At 45.1% G+C, this 17,020-nt stretch carries 9 protein-coding genes and 3 tRNA genes; 5 read left to right on the top strand and 7 right to left on the bottom strand.

Features of this window, described 5'->3' with window-relative positions; genetic code table 11:
• Window positions 1-187: 187 nt before the first annotated feature.
• The 3 genes from Xinn_RS07055 to Xinn_RS07065 all read left to right on the top strand — a co-directional run bounded on the left by Xinn_RS07055 (window position 188) and on the right by Xinn_RS07065 (window position 522).
• Window positions 188-264: transfer RNA gene (locus Xinn_RS07055), tRNA-Met, on the top strand.
• A gap of 52 nt (window positions 265-316) precedes the next feature.
• Window positions 317-393: transfer RNA gene (locus Xinn_RS07060), tRNA-Met, on the top strand.
• Window positions 394-445: 52 nt separating this feature from the next.
• Window positions 446-522, top strand: a tRNA-Met gene (locus tag Xinn_RS07065).
• Between the two features lie 46 nt (window positions 523-568).
• Here the strand turns inward: Xinn_RS07065 and Xinn_RS07070 are convergent.
• Window positions 569-916, bottom strand: a complete 348-nt coding sequence (locus Xinn_RS07070) for a DUF2834 domain-containing protein (protein ID WP_086955273.1) — start codon at window positions 914-916, stop codon at window positions 569-571.
• 248 nt (window positions 917-1,164) lie between these two features.
• On the opposite strand from Xinn_RS07070, the gene Xinn_RS07075 reads away from it, so the two are divergent.
• On the top strand, window positions 1,165-1,893 hold the full coding sequence (locus Xinn_RS07075) for a hypothetical protein (protein ID WP_086955272.1): 729 nt from the start codon (window positions 1,165-1,167) through the stop codon (window positions 1,891-1,893).
• Window positions 1,894-1,934: 41 nt separating this feature from the next.
• On the opposite strand, the gene amiC is transcribed toward Xinn_RS07075, so the two are convergent.
• Window positions 1,935-3,179 carry an N-acetylmuramoyl-L-alanine amidase AmiC gene (amiC, locus tag Xinn_RS07080; protein WP_086955271.1) on the bottom strand — a complete coding sequence of 415 codons (1,245 nt, stop codon included), beginning with the start codon at window positions 3,177-3,179 and terminating at the stop codon, window positions 1,935-1,937.
• Between the two features lie 242 nt (window positions 3,180-3,421).
• Between amiC and argA the strand changes: the two genes are divergently transcribed.
• Window positions 3,422-4,756 (top strand): amino-acid N-acetyltransferase, encoded by a 1,335-nt coding sequence (argA, locus tag Xinn_RS07085; RefSeq protein ID WP_086955270.1) that lies wholly within the window; start codon window positions 3,422-3,424, stop codon window positions 4,754-4,756.
• A gap of 8 nt (window positions 4,757-4,764) precedes the next feature.
• Here argA and recD read toward each other — a convergent pair whose 3' ends face one another.
• From recD to Xinn_RS07110, 5 genes are read right to left on the bottom strand one after another with little or no spacing between them, the layout of a single operon-like run.
• Window positions 4,765-6,699, bottom strand: a complete 1,935-nt coding sequence (recD, locus tag Xinn_RS07090) for an exodeoxyribonuclease V subunit alpha (RefSeq protein WP_186435706.1) — start codon at window positions 6,697-6,699, stop codon at window positions 4,765-4,767.
• Between the two features lie 19 nt (window positions 6,700-6,718).
• Window positions 6,719-10,333, bottom strand: a complete 3,615-nt coding sequence (gene recB / locus Xinn_RS07095) for an exodeoxyribonuclease V subunit beta (RefSeq protein ID WP_086955268.1) — start codon at window positions 10,331-10,333, stop codon at window positions 6,719-6,721.
• Complete coding sequence (gene ptrA, locus Xinn_RS07100) at window positions 10,330-13,215, bottom strand: pitrilysin (protein WP_086955267.1); 2,886 nt, start codon at window positions 13,213-13,215, stop codon at window positions 10,330-10,332. The genes recB and ptrA overlap by 4 nt, the downstream gene beginning before the upstream one ends.
• Window positions 13,216-13,235: 20 nt before the next feature.
• The gene (recC, locus tag Xinn_RS07105; protein ID WP_086955266.1) at window positions 13,236-16,616 is read right to left on the bottom strand and encodes an exodeoxyribonuclease V subunit gamma; all 3,381 of its coding nucleotides are present in this window, start codon (window positions 16,614-16,616) and stop codon (window positions 13,236-13,238) included.
• Entirely contained in the window at window positions 16,616-17,011 is a 396-nt protein-coding gene (locus Xinn_RS07110; protein WP_244590153.1) for a prepilin-type N-terminal cleavage/methylation domain-containing protein, read from the bottom strand. Before Xinn_RS07110 ends, recC begins: the two co-directional genes overlap by 1 nt.
• Between the last annotated feature and the right edge of the window lie 9 nt (window positions 17,012-17,020).

Genomic DNA, 17,020 nt, shown 5'->3' on the forward strand with positions numbered 1-17,020 from the left:
GAACAATATCAAACCTTTATAAATAATAAAATGTAGTTAGAAAAAATAGAGAGCTCTGCTTAAATCACAAACGAACAAAAATAAAACAATACGCATCATTTTTAACCCAAGAACAAACAAAATTGGTAAATATCAACAAAAAAGCTTGCAACGGAAACGATCCAGAGTATAGTGTGCCGACATCGGACGCGGGGTGGAGCAGCCTGGTAGCTCGTCGGGCTCATAACCCGAAGGTCGTCGGTTCAAATCCGGCCCCCGCAACCAATTCGATATATCTTTTATCGACACAATTTAGCATTTGCAAGTAGTAGACGGACGCGGGGTGGAGCAGCCTGGTAGCTCGTCGGGCTCATAACCCGAAGGTCGTCGGTTCAAATCCGGCCCCCGCAACCAATTTGATATATTTTTTATCAACACAATTTAGCATTTGCAAGCAGTAGACGGACGCGGGGTGGAGCAGCCTGGTAGCTCGTCGGGCTCATAACCCGAAGGTCGTCGGTTCAAATCCGGCCCCCGCAACCAATTCCCAGATTCATATCTTTCCTATTTCCAACTCTTAAATTTCGTACTATTTCCTGTCTTTTTTCTCCTGTTCAACAAAATTAACCGCCTTTTCCATATGCTTTGCTCTCATATAGAGAAATAGCGGCAATGCAAATGATACCCCAATACACAACCCTAATAAGGAATAAATCCCATTTGGCATTTTCAGGCGTCTGCTTTCATAAACAACAAAGAAAATTAACACGCCTGCTGAAACAACAACATCAGCTACAAAAAAGCGTGACGCATCATTTATAAATAAAAAATCGATAAATAAAACCACATCTAACCCATTCCCAGCGAGAAACAGGAAAACAAAATACCAAGGGATTACTGCGCCTAATATAATCAGAAGAAAGTAAAACCTTGCCATAATTTATACCCTTAGTTTCTTTATTTCAGTCAGTTAATTCCATTAACACTATATACCGTCATTTACCAATATAAAATTTAATTTATAAAAACAATGAGGTAAAAATTGAGATTACACTTCAATGACATAGGAAATCAAACAAAAAGCTTACGATTGTTTAGATAGATTTGAATAAAATTAAAATAAAATACATTTACCTACTGAAATATCTTTAGGATAAATTATTTTTAAATTAAAAGGATAATAATATGCCATTTTCTTCAGATAAGTTCAGAAAAAAATTTTACCAAGGTGATATGGTGTTTGGGTTAAATAGCGCCAGGAATAAATATGTTATTAATGGTGATATTGATACGTTTAAAGAAGCAAAAATTCAATTTAATAGCAAAGATTGCCAGCCAGTGATAATTGATGATTATTTAACTCCCGCAGATAAAAAAGAAATGAAAGAATTTTTGAATAATTATAATAATAGTTGGTCAAATGGAGAAGAGCAGAACAATGATTATGATAGGATGATAAATTACAAGAGGCAGTTTAATAAAACTAAAAAAAATGTTTACAAAACTTATCAAAAAGATTTTTTTTACCATTTGAAAAAACACGATAAATACCGAACAGTAGTTTCAGACCATTCAGATTATACCCCTAAAACTATAGGAAGAAAATGCAAAGGGGGGTTATGGTGGATAGGAATTAGTGTCAGTGAAGTAATCCGTGATGTGCATATTCACTTCTTACTTGACGATATAGATATGGATAAGGTGATAAATAAACTCGATGAAAATATAACAGGAAAAGAATTAAGGTGGCTCTTCCGACATAGACATAACTCTAATATAGCTCAAAAGGTACAATTTTGGAAAGATAATACCCCAGTACTTCCCCCTTGGAAAACAGAACCAAGTGCATGGTTCGAATATTCAACCCCAATTGATTACTCCGACGTCTTCTCCAGATTATTTAACCTTCCATGATGTTATTGATTTTTACTATTAACCTCATCAGGGCAGATATTTCACCGCCGTGCTAATTCTGCCCCGTTTTTAAAATAGGTTTTAATACCCGCAAAAATAGATTCTGCAATTTGCTGCTGGAATTTTGCAGTACGTAACTTTTTCTCTTCTTCCGGATTACTGATAAATGCCGTTTCAACCAAAATGGAAGGGATCTCCGGTGCTTTTAATACAGCGAATCCGGCCTGGTCAACACTGTTTTTATGCAGCTTATTGACTTTCCCCATCCGTTTAAGCACTTCTCCCCCGAATTTCAGACTATCGTTGATCGTCGCGGTCTGCACCAGATCTAGCATAGTGTGATCCAGATATTTATCACCACTTTTACTGACGCCACCAATCAGGTCAGCCTCATTCTGGGTCTGAGCCAGAAAACGGGCCGTATTACTGGTTGCTCCTTTGGTAGACAGCGCAAAGACAGAAGAGCCACGAATCGCACGGTTGGTAAAAGCATCCGCATGGATGGAAACAAACAGATCAGCCTGCATCTTACGGGCTTTTGCGACCCTGACAGTCAATGGAATAAAAACGTCTTCATTGCGGGTCATATACACTTTCATCCCCGGCTGACGCTTGATCAGTGCCTGCAAGCGGCGGGCAATCTGTAAAACAACATCTTTCTCACGGGTTTTATGCTTGCCGATAGCCCCCGGATCTTCACCACCATGCCCCGGATCAAGCATAATCACAACCGGCCTGTCTTTCCCTGCCTTGCCTGCTTTTTTTCTTTGCCGTGGCATATGCTTTTCCAAATTCCCGCTGTTGTACTCTTCTAACAGCGCCAACAACGGATCATCATCGACTTTTGCTGCTTTTGGATAGAGATCCAACACCAGACGATGCTTAAATTCCGCAATCGGTGGCAACGTAAAGATATGCGGTGAAACAGGCTGTTTGATTTCAAATACCAGACGTACAGTCTTAGGGTCAAATTGCCCGGCTCGAATCAGCTTCAGATAAGGGTCATGTTTCTGGATCTTGGCTCCCATACCACTGAGCACACTATTAAGCTGAACCCCCTGTAAATCAAGAACGATACGGCTTGGATTTGACAGCGAAAACTGACGGTATTTAAGCGGAATATTAGACTCCAGCGTCACCCGGGTATAACTTGATGCTGGCCAGATACGGACAGCTATCACTTTTGATGCAGCGGCATACCCTATCGGGCTGACGCTTAACAGCCACAGAGCTGCTGCACCTTTCAGTAGACGACGGCGTGAAGAGTTATGGTCTGAGTGACTCATTATTTATTCCATTTAAAAACAATCAAACAGTAACTTTTGTCAGAAAGCAAAAGACAGTCAGGTGGGAAACTCTAATTAATTACAGTCAAACTGTCATCAAAAAAAGCATTTTCTGCTTCTTCAATAGCTTAATACCTATAGGAATAATAGTACTCTTTTAATCCGTACTCACTCTTGCCATTTTTCTCTCAATGAATAAAAATATAAAAAACACGAATAAAAATGCAATAAAGGGGCGTTTCATGAAAGAAAGTAGTACCGAATTGGTCGAAATCTTCCGGCATTCGGTTCCGTATATCAATGCGCATCGCAATAAAACTTTTGTCATTATGCTGGGTGGTGAAGCTATCGCTCATGAAAACTTCCCGAATATCGTCAATGATATCGGCTTACTGCACAGTCTCGGCATTCGTTTGGTTGTCGTGTACGGTGCCCGCCCGCAAATCGATCAGAGTCTTACCGAACATCACTGCCAGCCGGTTTATCATAAATACACCAGAGTAACTGATGCCAGAACACTGGATTTGGTCAAACAGGCCGCAGGCTTGCTGCAACTTGATATTACCGCCCGGCTTTCTATGAGCCTCAGTAATACACCATTGCAGGGCGCTCATATTAATGTCGTCAGCGGTAATTTTATTATTGCCCAACCTTTGGGGATCGATGACGGGATCGACTATTACCACAGCGGAAAAATCCGCCGGATTGATGATGAGGCCATAAATCAGCAATTAGATAATCATTCCATTGTTCTGATTGGGCCTGTTGCTGTTTCCGTTACCGGTGAAAGCTTTAATCTGACGACAGAAGAAGTTGCCGCAAAACTGGCAATTAAACTGAAAGCCGAAAAATTGATCGGCTTCTGTTCATCACAAGGAGTCACCGATGCTGAAGGGAATACCTTATCAGAAATGTTCCCCAATGAAGGAGAAGCACGGCTGAACTATCTGGAAAGTACCGGAGATTACGCCTCAGGAACTGTACGTTTCTTACGGGGAGCCATTAAAGCCTGCCGCCGTGGTGTTCGTCGCAGCCATCTGCTCAGCTATCAGGAAAATGGCTCACTCATTCAGGAACTGTTCTCCCGCGAAGGTATCGGAACCCAGATAGTTATGGAACGTTCCGAACAAATCCGCCGGGCTAATATCAATGATATCGGTGGTATTCTTGAACTGATCCGCCCGCTGGAACAGAGGGGGATTCTGGTTCGCCGCTCGCGTGAACAACTGGAAATGGAAGTCGATAAATTCACCCTGATAGAACTGGATAATATCACTATCGCCTGTGCAGCTCTCTATTCCTATCCTGAAGAAAAAATCGGTGAAATGGCCTGTGTTGCGGTACATCCGGATTATCAGAACTCGGCACGCGGTGAGGTTTTATTGGGTGCAATCATTAATCAATCCCGACAGTCAGGGCTGGAAAAATTGTTTGTTCTGACGACACAAAGTATTCATTGGTTTCAGGAGAAAGGTTTTGCACCCGCCGAAATCACCATGTTACCCGTTGAAAAGCAGGCGCTGTACAACTACCAACGCCGCTCCAAAATCCTGATGTTAGATCTGAAAACCCATTAAAGATAGTGTCAGGCTTTAAGCCATGCAGCCAGCCCACTCCGCCTTTGAGTGGGTGTTGCCACCGCTTTAATCAGAACGGCTTTATGCGCATAAATCGTCAGTTTTTCACGGGCACGGGTCAACGCGGTATAGACCAGCTCCCGGCTGACGACAGGAGAAAACTGGGTCGGCAACACTAATGCCGTATGTTCGAACTCAGAGCCCTGTGATTTATGGACTGTCATCACATATGCTGTTTCATGCAGAGGCAATCGGCTTGGCTGAAAAGGCTTTATCTGCCCGTCAGATAACTGAAAATAGGCTTTCAGCTCGTTATTATGATCCTTTAACATAATGCCGATATCACCGTTAAACAGCCCCAACGTGCTGTCATTACGCAGGATCATAATCGGCCGCCCGACATAGCCCCGGTTCTCTTTTTCTGCATTTTCTTTTTTTATGTGACTGTGCCGATTACCTGCTACATGCCTCGGTAAAACAATCATCCCTTTACTATGCAATAATTGCTCTACTCTCTGATTCAATCCACTGACACCAAATGGCCCTTCCCTTAATGCACAAAGTAATCTGAAACGGTTAAACTCGGCCAGAATGGCCTTTTCAGATGCCTTTTCTTTCACCAGCGCCAAATAGCCCTGATAACCGTCAGCAGTTTCAGTCAGTAAACGCTGATAATCTTCATCATCTGCCAGAGTGTTAAAGTACACATCTGACAAAGGCTGTTTCAGTACCGATGAAACACGCCTGCTATTCCCCTGATTGACCGCAGAAGCCAGTTGCCCGATACCGGATGCGGAATTAAAACGATAACTTTTACGCAGCAGGCATAAGCTATCACGGACTGCCAACGTAGCCTCTTTCTGCTCAGACTCTGAATATGGCGCTAACTGACAGCCGGTTAACCGAGCCAGTTGTGCTGCACGAGCTGCGCTATACCCCTGCTCAGCAAAACGACAGATATCGCCTAAGACGGCTCCCGCTTCCACCGACGCAAGCTGATCCTTATCTCCCAAAAAAATCACCTTCGCTTTTGCTGGCAGGGCTTCAATCAGACGGGCCATCATCGGTAAATCCACCATTGAGGCTTCATCTATTATCAGAATATCCAGGGAAAGCGGGTTATCACGGTGATAACGAAGTTTCTGGCTTTCCGGCTGGGCGCCTAATAAACGGTGGATGGTTTGCGCCTGTTCTGGAATACTTCGCCGCTGTTCATCAGTCAAAGCCAGTTTACTGACAGCCTCGCTGAGCGATTCTGTCAGTCTGGCCGCTGCTTTCCCCGTTGGCGCAGCTAGCTGAATAGCTAATTGCCGCCCTTCATTCAGCTTAATCAACGCAGCCAGTAGTTTTGCTACCGTCGTTGTTTTTCCGGTTCCGGGGCCGCCGGAAATAACGGAGATACGGCTGGTCACAGCAACCGCTGCCGCTACTTTCTGCCAATCAATGGCATCGTCATCAGCCAGATCTTGATCAACGACACCAAATAACTCATCCAAGATACTGCGTAACTGCCTTTCATCAATATCATCAGCCAGTTCTACATCAGCAAAAAAGGCGGCTACCTGACATTCACTCTGCCACATACGCTGTAGATAGAGGTGATAATCCGAAAGCCCATTTCGGGAAAGTATGATCGGGGTAGGAGATTGCCCGTCTCCGATTGCAGGGCAGGCTTGCAGTGCAGAAATAATCTGTTGTCGGGAAGGTTCTCCGGCCTGCGCCCAGAGGGATGCCACCAGCTCAGGGTTACGCCCTTCAAATAAGTGCTCAGGAACAACTCTTTCTAACGGCAGGCAAACATGACCAGCTCCTGCTTCCGCACTCAGATAGGCAGTAATCAGTAACAACAGTGGGTTTTCATCTTCAACCATCGCATAGGCAAACTGCACGTCTAACGGTCGCAATAGTTTCTGCGCTACAGCCTGCTGCAATAATGACATCATGACATTCATATAACTGCACTCACACCTTTTCTTCCTCGCCCTCTGCGCTGAAAAGCGCATCCAGCTCATCAACAAATTCAACAGGCGGCAAATAGCGATAAATACCGTGCCCCGGATTATTATTATCGATGCCACGCAGGAACAGGTATATCACTCCGCCAAAATTCTGCTGATAATCATAGTTCACCAGCCGGTGACGCAGGTAACGATGCAGTGCCAGAGTGTAAAGCTGATACTGTAAATCATACCGATGCTCAATCATGGCTGTGGCCATTGCTTCCTGAGTATATGAGCTGCTGCTCTCCCCCAGCCAGTTTGATTTGTAATCCACGACATAAAACTTACCCTGCCAGCAAAATACCAAATCAATAAATCCCTTCAACATGCCTTTCACCTGATGAAAAGATAATGGTGAGCACTGTGCTGACAAGGGATCATAGCGATGAGTGACCGCATCCAGCGCGTTGGAATGCAGCAACTGATCAACGGGCAGATAAAACTGCATCTCGTTTTGTTGATGGTGATGCGGAATATCAGCCAAACGCATTCCCTGCTCATTCAATTCTGCTGTCTGAATATCCGTCATCCACTGTTGCAAAACCGGTGCCCAACTTTCATCAAACCCTGCGGTTGACAGTTTCTCTTCCAGCCAGAGCTGATCCGGCGGTGAGCTGAAATTCAGATCCTCCAGAATCGAATGCAGAAAAGTACCCGCTGTTGCTCCACGGGGAAAAGTATGTGGAGTCATCAGTGATGAAGGTTCAGCCTGCTTTTCACCACTGGCGTCAATATCCAGCTTCGGCGCAATAGATTGCACAATCACTTCCACCGATTCACCAAATGCACTGGTGTGAAGCTGAGAGAATGAATGTGAAGAGGCGTTTTGTAAACCGGAATAGCTGGTTACTCTCCAGTCATCCCGGATAAAACGCCGGAATTTTCTGGCAACCAGAGACAACTCGCTTTCCTTTTGCGGTTCCCACTGTTCATCTCCGGTATTTTCTACCTGTATCACCTCAATATTGTCATCCTGAAGTTCATCTAAGCTGCGTACCAGTAATTCAGCATTCCCTTTTTGCCCCTGCTGTACCAAATAACCAAGAGCAGAAAAGTGCAAATCTGTATCTCCGGTTTTTTTCCTATTGCCCTGAATCAGCGGTGCTACACCAACACTACAGTGATATACCGAGCGAGTCAGCGCCACATACAGCAGGCGTAAATCTTCAGCCAAACGCTCTTCATCCGCTAACTCCAGCTTTTCACTATCCTGAAAGATACTGAAATGGGTATCAAAATTCTGGCGGTCATGATAAATGGCCTGTTCCTGCTTCCTGAAGCTGCAAATAAAAGGTAGCCAGACCAGCGGATATTCCAACCCTTTTGATTTATGAATGGTGCAGATCTGTACCAGATGTTTATCACTTTCCAGCCGCATCTGCTGGCTTTCTGACTGTGGATCAGGGCGGGAAATCTGTTGCGCCAGCCAGCGAACCACGGCATGTTCACTATCCAGTTGTAATGACTCTTCCTGTAACAGTTCACCAATGTGCATCACATCGGTCAGACGTCGCTCTCCTTCATAGCCTGCCAACAGGTTTTCTGCAATCTGGTATTTCCGCATGACAGCCCGTAACATCGGCAGAACGCCCCGTGAGCGCCACAGACGTGCGTAACCATCAAACTCATCCACCAGCTTATCCCATGCCGTTTCATCATGGTTCAGCTGATCGATCTGACGGGCACTCAGCCCGAATAAACCACTGGCTAATGCACTTCTCAGTACACGTTCTTTTTCCGGTGCTAACACCGCCTGTAAAAGCCAGAGCAAATCTTTCGCCTCCGGCGTATCAAACACACTTTCACGATTAGAAAGAAAGACGGACGGAATTTGCAGTTCATTCAACTCATCACGAATCAGTGCTGCTTCACGGCGGTTACGCACCAGTACCGTAATATCCGCAGCAGTAACCGGAGTGCTTTTTCCATTTTGTTGCAGGAAAGCATTACCGTTCTGCCCGGCCTGCAACCAGTCTCTGATTTGAGCGGCACACAGTTTCGCCATTCCCTTTTCATATTCGCCTTTTGAAACACCTTCGCCGGACTGAAGCAAAAACTGTAAGGCTGTTTGTTCCTGACCATTGAGCAGGAATTTCAGGTTATGATTTTTTTCTGCGGAATTGACATGAATAAACGGAATTTGATTAAACAGAAACGGCTTCTTAGTGCAAGAAAACAGCTTATTGACTGCCTGAACCATCGACGCGGAAGAGCGCCAGTTAGTTTCCAGTGTGTAATGAGCACTGACCTGAGAACGTGCCCGGATGTAAGTGAAAATATCCGCCCCACGAAACGCATAAATAGCCTGTTTAGGGTCGCCAATGAACAACAGGCCATTTTCCGCCTGATTACGATAGATGGCCTGAAAAATCCGATATTGTTGTGGGTCTGTATCCTGAAATTCATCAATCATAGCAACAGGGTAGCGTTGCCTGATCGTCTCTGCCAACAGCTCTCCCCCTTCACGTTTCAGGGCAATGTCTAACCGCGTCAGCAGGTCATCAAATCCCATATAACCGCGCATCAGCTTTTCCTGATTAACGGACTGGCGTATTTCAATAATCGCCCTGGAGATGATAATGTCGCGCAGGGTCAGAGGTTGCTGATATAACTCATCAATCGCCGTAAATACAGAATGGCAGGGAATTTCGCCCTTTTTGGTTTTTTCTTCCAGTCTCGACTGACAGAATTTATCCAGCTCCTTAGGAAGCTGGTAATCTCTGGTCTGTGATTTAGCCCATTCAGAAACGTTATTCAGCCAGTTAGGTAAATTTTTCTTACTGTAACTGCGTTTATCCACTCCGGAGTTTTCAATCAGCGCGGGTAAATCCGCTATAGCTTCATTCCACTGCTGTTTTACTCCGTCGATCAGGGAGATGATTTTTTCATGGCGGCTGACTAAAGTTTCATTCTCATCCGGCGCATTGACGATATAAGGCATATCCCCCTGCAAATGGGCTAAAACATCCACCAGCAGTGCTTCCGGCCCACTCCACTCCTGACTGATTACCGTCGCCATTGACAGTGATAACGGGTAACAGTGACGCCGCCAGAAATCAGCACACCCCTGCTTACGCAGAGGATGTTCGTCCTGAATTAGTGTTTGCTCGAAAAGCACACCGGATTCAAACGCATTATGTACCAACATACGCTGGCAAAAACCGTGGATCGTGTAGATTGCCGCCTCATCCATCTGACGCTCAGCAGCCAGTAACCATGCTGCGGCGCTTTGCCTGTCGGGGATTTCCGCCAGCAATTGCTGATAAACCGGATCACTGACATCGTTATCCTGCCGGATACACGCCAGCCGTAACTGATGAATATTTTCGCGGATACGACCCCGTAATTCATCCGTTGCCGCTTCGGTAAAGGTTACAACCAGAATCTCTTCAACATTAAGCGGACGGGAAAAGGCGGCATCGCCGCCCAGTCCGAGTAACAGACGCAGGTAGAGTAAACCTATCGTATAGGTTTTTCCCGTTCCTGCTGATGCCTCAATCAGCCGCTGACCATGCAGCGGCAGCGTTAATGGATTAAGTTTATGAGACGTTATGTTACTGAGTATTTCTGTGCTCACTGAGCATTCACCTTAACCGGTAGTTTTTTCTGGAAAGCGGATACATTCGGATATGTTTTCCAGCCTTTCAACTGCGCATATTGATGAAGTGATCCTTTCTTCCCGGTAATTTGTGAAATGAGTGCCAGTCCCTGACGTTTCATGACTGCTTTATCGTAAAACTCAATCAATTGTGTTTTAGTGATTTTTTCAAGAGAGGCAATAACTTTCTCTTTTGTATCAAATTTGAAATTATTACGAGCAAAATCAGTGCCGTAAAGGGAGGCTTCTCCAGAGAAAGTTTGTGGCGGTTGACGCATTTCTGTCAGTAATGCTGTTTTATACTGCTCAAATTCAGCATCGGACATCGCCTGTAACTTTTTCTTAGCCAGCTGATAGAAGCTCTGATAACGCTTGTGCAAGTAATCCGGCTGTTTGCTGTTACTCTGCAACAGGAAGCCAAGCCCCCATTGCTCCCCTACCCTTGTATTAAAGGCGAATACAGCATAACCCAACTGTTCCGTTGTCCTTAATTGATCATAGAACCAAGGGGATAAAATGCTACTCAACAGGTTGGAACGGGTGTAGCCGTCAATATGACCATATCCCGTCGGAATATAAATCTCAGCCAACGCATTATCGGTACTGCTGGCAGTGCCTTCAAAATTCACGGCATAATTGCGATCCAATTTGATATGCTCGCCAGTCCACCACTTAGTTCCCTGATTCCCGAGCTGTTTATGTGCTGAGTTAACAATATCAATGCTCTGTTTTTCGGTTAAATTACCAAAGATGAATGCCTGTAATGCCCCACCTTGGATCATCTTCTGACGATATTTGACAATATCATCAATGCTGATGCTATCCAGTGCTTTCAGGCTCTCAGCCTGTTCAATATAAGGTACGCTGGATAAACGGGATACAGGCTGCATTGCCATATCATAGGCTTTACCTTCATTAGATATTTCAACCTGATTACGATACCAGGATTTCGCCTGTTGTAGCTCAGTCTGAGTTGGTGTCAATGCCATATACTGGCTGATGGTAGAAGTGAGTAATTCAGGTAAATATTGAGTGTAACCATATACCTCTATTTGCAGGCCATCAGCATACCCGGTTGAAATTCCCATCCCAGCGACGGATGCCTGATAGCCAAGTTGATGCAGTTTAAGAGAAGACAGATAGGCCAACAGGGAATAAGTCACCTGTTGTTTGGCATTTTTCATGCCATCAGCATTGCGCAGCTCCAGCAAGATGTTTGCTTTCGGTTCATCAGCAAAATAGTGGCTCGGCATATAAAGCAGACGCACATTAGGCTGTTCCAGAATCATTCGGGGATGTTTCTGGCTGTCAGATTCTTTAATCAGCGTTAAGTTATCAGCGATATAAGGATTCAGCTCCGGTAAAGAAAATGACATTTCTTTTTCAAGTTTTTGCCACTCTGTACGCTGTTTCGGACTGATTTTATTAACCTGATAAGGAGCCTGAACAAAATAAGCCTCTTTGTTATGTGGCTCTTTCGGGCTGATAAACCAGATGCGGGCGTTTTCAGGTGTCAGTTGTTCCAGACGACTGAGGATAGCCTGAGGATTATATTTATCGGTAAGGTAGATAGCATCCAACACATGGGAAACTGGCACCAGCAACATTGAATCAGCTAACGATTCAATGTAATTCATATTTCGTACAATTGACGCGTATTTGAATGCTAAATTGTTTACTTTCACCATTTCATCAAAATAGCTATTCTGAATGCCTTTCTGCTTCAACAGGTTAATGTAAGCAAAGATGGAAGCAATAACCCGATCACGCTGCTCAAGGCCTTTGTCTGTCAATGCGACATCAATAGTGAATACACCCGAGTTACCATCGACATTCGGGTTGGCATCGGCACTAATTCCTTCAGCCAGCCCCTGTTCCAGCAACCAGTCAGACAACGTATTCACACTGCGATTACCAATCAGATAGCTGATGTAACCGTCAGTTTTACTACGGAAATTTGCAAGATCGTTAGGGATTCTGAACTCAAGTTGCAGTGATTTATAAGGTTTGGATGGCACGTAATGGATAATAATGCCTTCTTCCTTTTCTGTTATCGCCGGAACCGTAATTGCAGGGACTGAAGTATTCCGGTTCGGAATACGACCAAATGTTTCTGCTGCAATCTGAGCCAGTTTATCTATCGGCTGATTACCATACAGCACACCTTTCATCAGATTGGCCGAATAGTAATGCTGATAAAAATCAACAAGTGCAGGATGTAACTTACTGTCTGGTTTATCTTTCAGAGTTTCCAGATTACCTCCGGCAAAACGGGCATTAGGATGCGCCGGATTCAGGGTTTCTGCACGGATCTGCCAGATACGGTGCCCTTCACTTGCACGGGCAATTGTCATTTCGTTATCCACAGCATTACGCTCACGGTCTGCATTCACAGGGTCAAGCAAAGGCTCTGCAAGCGCATCCGCCAGACGATCGGTCGCCTCTGTCAAAGCACCATTTTCAACGTCCAGATAAAAAGCGGTCCTGCTAGATGTGGTGCTGGCATTGTGACTTCCTCCGTGTTTCTGCAAAAACTCGGTAAAACCACCCGCCTGAGGATAGCGTTTAGAACCCATCAGCACCATATGTTCCAGATAATGGGCCAGCCCAAGCTGATTATCCGGGTTTTCCATATGGCCTACAGGGAGTGCCACTGCCGCCAGCGATTTAACTGCTTTTTCATCTGAAACCAGCAAAACTGTCATATCATTTTTCAGTTGGATCGCCCGGTATTCACGAGAGTCACGTTCACTTTTATGAATCGTTTCCGGTAACATTACCCAGGACGATTCAGCATATACGGTGACTTCCCAGAAAAATAAAAAAAGCATCATCATGATGCGAGTAACATATTTAGGCATTACCTAATATTCTCCCTTCTCTACTTCTTCTTTAAATAGTGCGCCATAGGTAACAAGTAGCTCTGTACCTCATGTTTCATGCGAATCCAAAACGATTGATCCACCTGCCTGAATGCTCTTTTAGTATAAGCGTCGTCAATCTCACCATATTTTCCCTGTGTACCCAGCCATTGCTGCATGAGTTTACTCTCTGCCTTTTGCTGAGCTTCTTCACTAAAATCGATCTGCTGGTTTTCCCTGTCATAACAAGCCTCCAACCATGCCCAACCGCTTCGGCAGAACAAAGGAAGAGGTTCTGTCATTCCCTGAAAATAACCGGCAACCAGATGATTCAGATAATTTCTGGCCTCATCCGCCGATAATGGTGAAAAACACCATGCGCTGCTTTCTCTTCCATACATGCGGCTTTCGCCGTTTCCTCCGGCAAGGCAATAGGCAAGGTGTTCAATCCAGAGTTGGATACCATCATTGGCAGTTAAGTTCGCAGGACGCCAACATAAAATTCCATCCGGTTGAACGTTATTCACTTTTCCGGTCAAAGTGACAGCATCCAACTCATAGCATAGCTCAATAAAAGTACTCTCTACTCTTTCTTCACGGATCTTATCTGCCAGTAGCTGCATCGCCTCCAGCTGATTCAGCCAGTACACTTCGCCAAATGCCCCATGTGGCAGCCCGCCAGATGCACGCAGGTGATAAAACAGTGATTCAGGCTGCTCCTGTTCAATCAGGATATTGAGTAGTAGTTGATTGAATTGATAACGTTGCAGGTGATCCAGAACAAAAGGCTCTTCTTCAGGCAGCTCAGTCTCTTCAATAACAAAATGGACTTTCAGTATCTGCTGAAAAAATGCCCTGACCGGGTGACGGTAGAACCGCACCAATTCATCCAGAGAGACCTCTTTTATTTCACTGGTATCACATTCCAATGGCTGGCCAAAATAAACCGGGGAAACACCCTGCAAACTGGCGGCTGGCAGCCATTCAACCGCATAACTTTGTTGTTCATGTTCAGGCTGAAAATTTTCTATCGCAAAAGGAACCCGCGTATGCTGGAGCAATAAATGATTTCTGACCCTTTTTGCGCTCTCATCCACATTCAGCATTTCATCTTCCGGCAAACGGCAACTCTGGCAGAGATAATCCAGCAGCTCATTCACCAATACGGAAGGATTGCATTCTTTATCATCACGGATTGATTTACCGATGTAGCTGACATAAAGGTACTCTTCTGCTGAAACCAGTGCTTCCAGAAACAGATAACGGTCATCATCACGCCGTTTCCTGTCACCTCTCTGGATTTTTTCTGCCATAAGATCAAAACCAAGTGGCGGAATATTACGCGGATAAACACCATCATTCATTCCCAGCAGACAAACCACTTTAAAAGGAACAGAGCGCATTGGCATCAGAGTACAGAAATTCAGTGACCCCGCCAGAAAACGCTGGCTTATCTTTTCATCATCAAAACGGAGTGCCAGCTCATCACGCAACAATACCAACGGTATTTTCTGGTCATAATGAGCATACAGGCCATGTTCGACCACTTTCTGCCATTGCTGGGTAATCAGTGCCAATACCAGCTCGGTTTCATTATCCGCAATAAAAAAAGTTTCCAGCAATTGTGGACAGATACTCAGCCAGTCAGTCAAGGGTTGTTCTTCACTCAGAAGCCTGCGCCAGCGATTCAGCTCCATCAGAAATTCAGCCAACTGACCGGCCAGCTCTGCCGCCAGCCCACTGGATTCATCATAGGGTAGAACATCATTCCACGGCCCTGCATGGCTATCCATCGCATAGCCCAACAACATGCGTGTCAGGCCAAAATGCCAAGTGTTCTGCCCTGTCGCTGGCAGGGACAGGGCTTCAATATTGTCATCATCCAGCCCCCAGCAAATCCCGGATTCTTTCACCCAACGGCGCAGTAAACGCAAACCTTCTTCCTGAATTGAAAATTTACCGGCCAGTGCTGGGACTTCCAATAGTGCTAATACCTGCTCTGCGGTGAAACGGCTCTGAGGCAAGTCCAGCAGAGTAATGAAAGCCTGTAATACAGGATGAGCCTGACGCGCTTTACGGTCAGAAATGGCAAAAGGGATATAACGTTCATTCGGCGCATTACCGAATACGGCCTGAATATAAGGCGTATAGCTGTCTATATCGGCCATCATCACAATAATGTCCCGTGGTGTCAGAGAGGGGTTTTCATCTAACAGGCGCAGGATATAATCCTGCAAAACTTCGACTTCTCTTTGCGGACTGTGACATGAGTGAAAAGATACGGAGCGATCTTGCCGATCAATCGGGCGTTTTTTCAGGCTATTTTTATATGTGTTATCTGTCGAGCCTATCTGAGCATGATCTTCAAGGTTCAGAATATCACGCTGAACCTGATGTAAAAGGCATCCCGACTCCAGTTCAACAAAGGCATGAATATCATCATCCGGTTCCAATTCGGACAATAGATAAAGATTATCTCTTCCCAGTTTTCCCCATGATGCCAGTAATGGATTACTCAGCTCCTGCTCCCCTTCTTCATTGAAAAGGGAAGGCGCATTATCCGGTTCCCGGAACCGCTCCAGTTGTTGCTGAGTACGATAATGTTTAGGTTTACGGCTGTTCAGTCTGGCAAGAAATTTATAACTCTGAATATCTCCCCAATAATATTTGCATGGGTTAGTAAACATCAGATGGATATCAATCTGTTTTCCCAACGCCTTGAGCACCTGCATGTAGGTTGGTGGAAGGGACGATATGCCACAGATAAAAACCCGCGAAGGCAATTTTTCCCGTGGAAAATTGCCTTCCTCCAGCGTGGAAATAAATCGGCTGTATAAGTTGGCTCGATGCCACAGGGGCTGTTGCAATTGAAGAGTGTATTTGTTCAGCTCAATCCATAGCCGTTTTTGCCACTCCTGACTGGCACTTAACCCTTCAACAAGCTGCCCCTTTTCCCAGCTTTCGAGCCATTGCGGACGATAAACCAGATACTGGTCAAACAGGTCGGCCACCCTGCCAGCCAATTGGTGAATTTTACGTTTATCGTTATCCTGCTCAAGATAATGCCTGAGTGCTGTAAATTCCGGCTCGGTTAACAAATCAGGCAGAAGTGTCATCAGCTTCCATTTCATGGCATCTTTGCTGAAAGCTCCTTCTTTAGGAACGTCAGGCAATACCACGGTGAACATCTGCCAGATAAATGTTGCCGGTAGAGGAAATTCCATGTTTGCCGCAATTCCCAGTTTTTCAGCCAGCTGAATTTGCAGCCACTGGGACATACCGGGGCTCTGAACCAGAATCACTTCTTTGTCAAATGGGTTAGCTAGCGGGTTTTTCCCGATAAAATTCGCCATCAACTCTTTCAGAAGATCAAGTTGATTTGAATGATAAACTGTAAACATCAATACTCCCCACTTGCACAAAACCAGCGCTCTAATTTACCTGAAGGATTATAGCTTTTTGTCACGCTTACTGTTATCCGGTTGCACCCCGATGATTCAAATTGTTGCTGAAATTCGGTTTTCCACCCTTGTTGCGGGGCTGTTTCATCACGGATAATCCGGCCTTCTGATTGCTCATATCGTTCCAATTGCTCATGTGCCAGCTTTACCGCTTTAAGTTGCAGCCAATACTGCTGAAAATTTGATGACAGCGCCTGATGATAACGCATCAGACCTAACAAGGAGACAGCGAACAAAACTGATGCCACCATCACTTCCGGCAGGCTTATGCCACTCTGCCGGTTATTTCTCTGGTTTATCCGGGCTATTTTCATCACAGTTTTCGTAAGCAACATTTATAAACA

Origin of the sequence: Xenorhabdus innexi, assembly GCF_002632485.1 — a bacterium.
GTDB lineage: Bacteria > Pseudomonadota > Gammaproteobacteria > Enterobacterales > Enterobacteriaceae > Xenorhabdus > Xenorhabdus innexi.

Coding starts and splice junctions, on each gene's coding strand:
- ptrA (WP_086955267.1), bottom strand. CDS start 13,215: ATGCCTAAATATGTTACTCGCATCATGATGATGCTTTTTTTATTTTTC.
- Xinn_RS07110 (WP_244590153.1), bottom strand. CDS start 17,011: ATGTTGCTTACGAAAACTGTGATGAAAATAGCCCGGATAAACCAGAGA.
- argA (WP_086955270.1), top strand. CDS start 3,422: ATGAAAGAAAGTAGTACCGAATTGGTCGAAATCTTCCGGCATTCGGTT.
- Xinn_RS07070 (WP_086955273.1), bottom strand. CDS start 916: ATGGCAAGGTTTTACTTTCTTCTGATTATATTAGGCGCAGTAATCCCT.
- Xinn_RS07075 (WP_086955272.1), top strand. CDS start 1,165: ATGCCATTTTCTTCAGATAAGTTCAGAAAAAAATTTTACCAAGGTGAT.
- recC (WP_086955266.1), bottom strand. CDS start 16,616: ATGTTTACAGTTTATCATTCAAATCAACTTGATCTTCTGAAAGAGTTG.
- recD (WP_186435706.1), bottom strand. CDS start 6,699: ATGATGTCATTATTGCAGCAGGCTGTAGCGCAGAAACTATTGCGACCG.
- amiC (WP_086955271.1), bottom strand. CDS start 3,179: ATGAGTCACTCAGACCATAACTCTTCACGCCGTCGTCTACTGAAAGGT.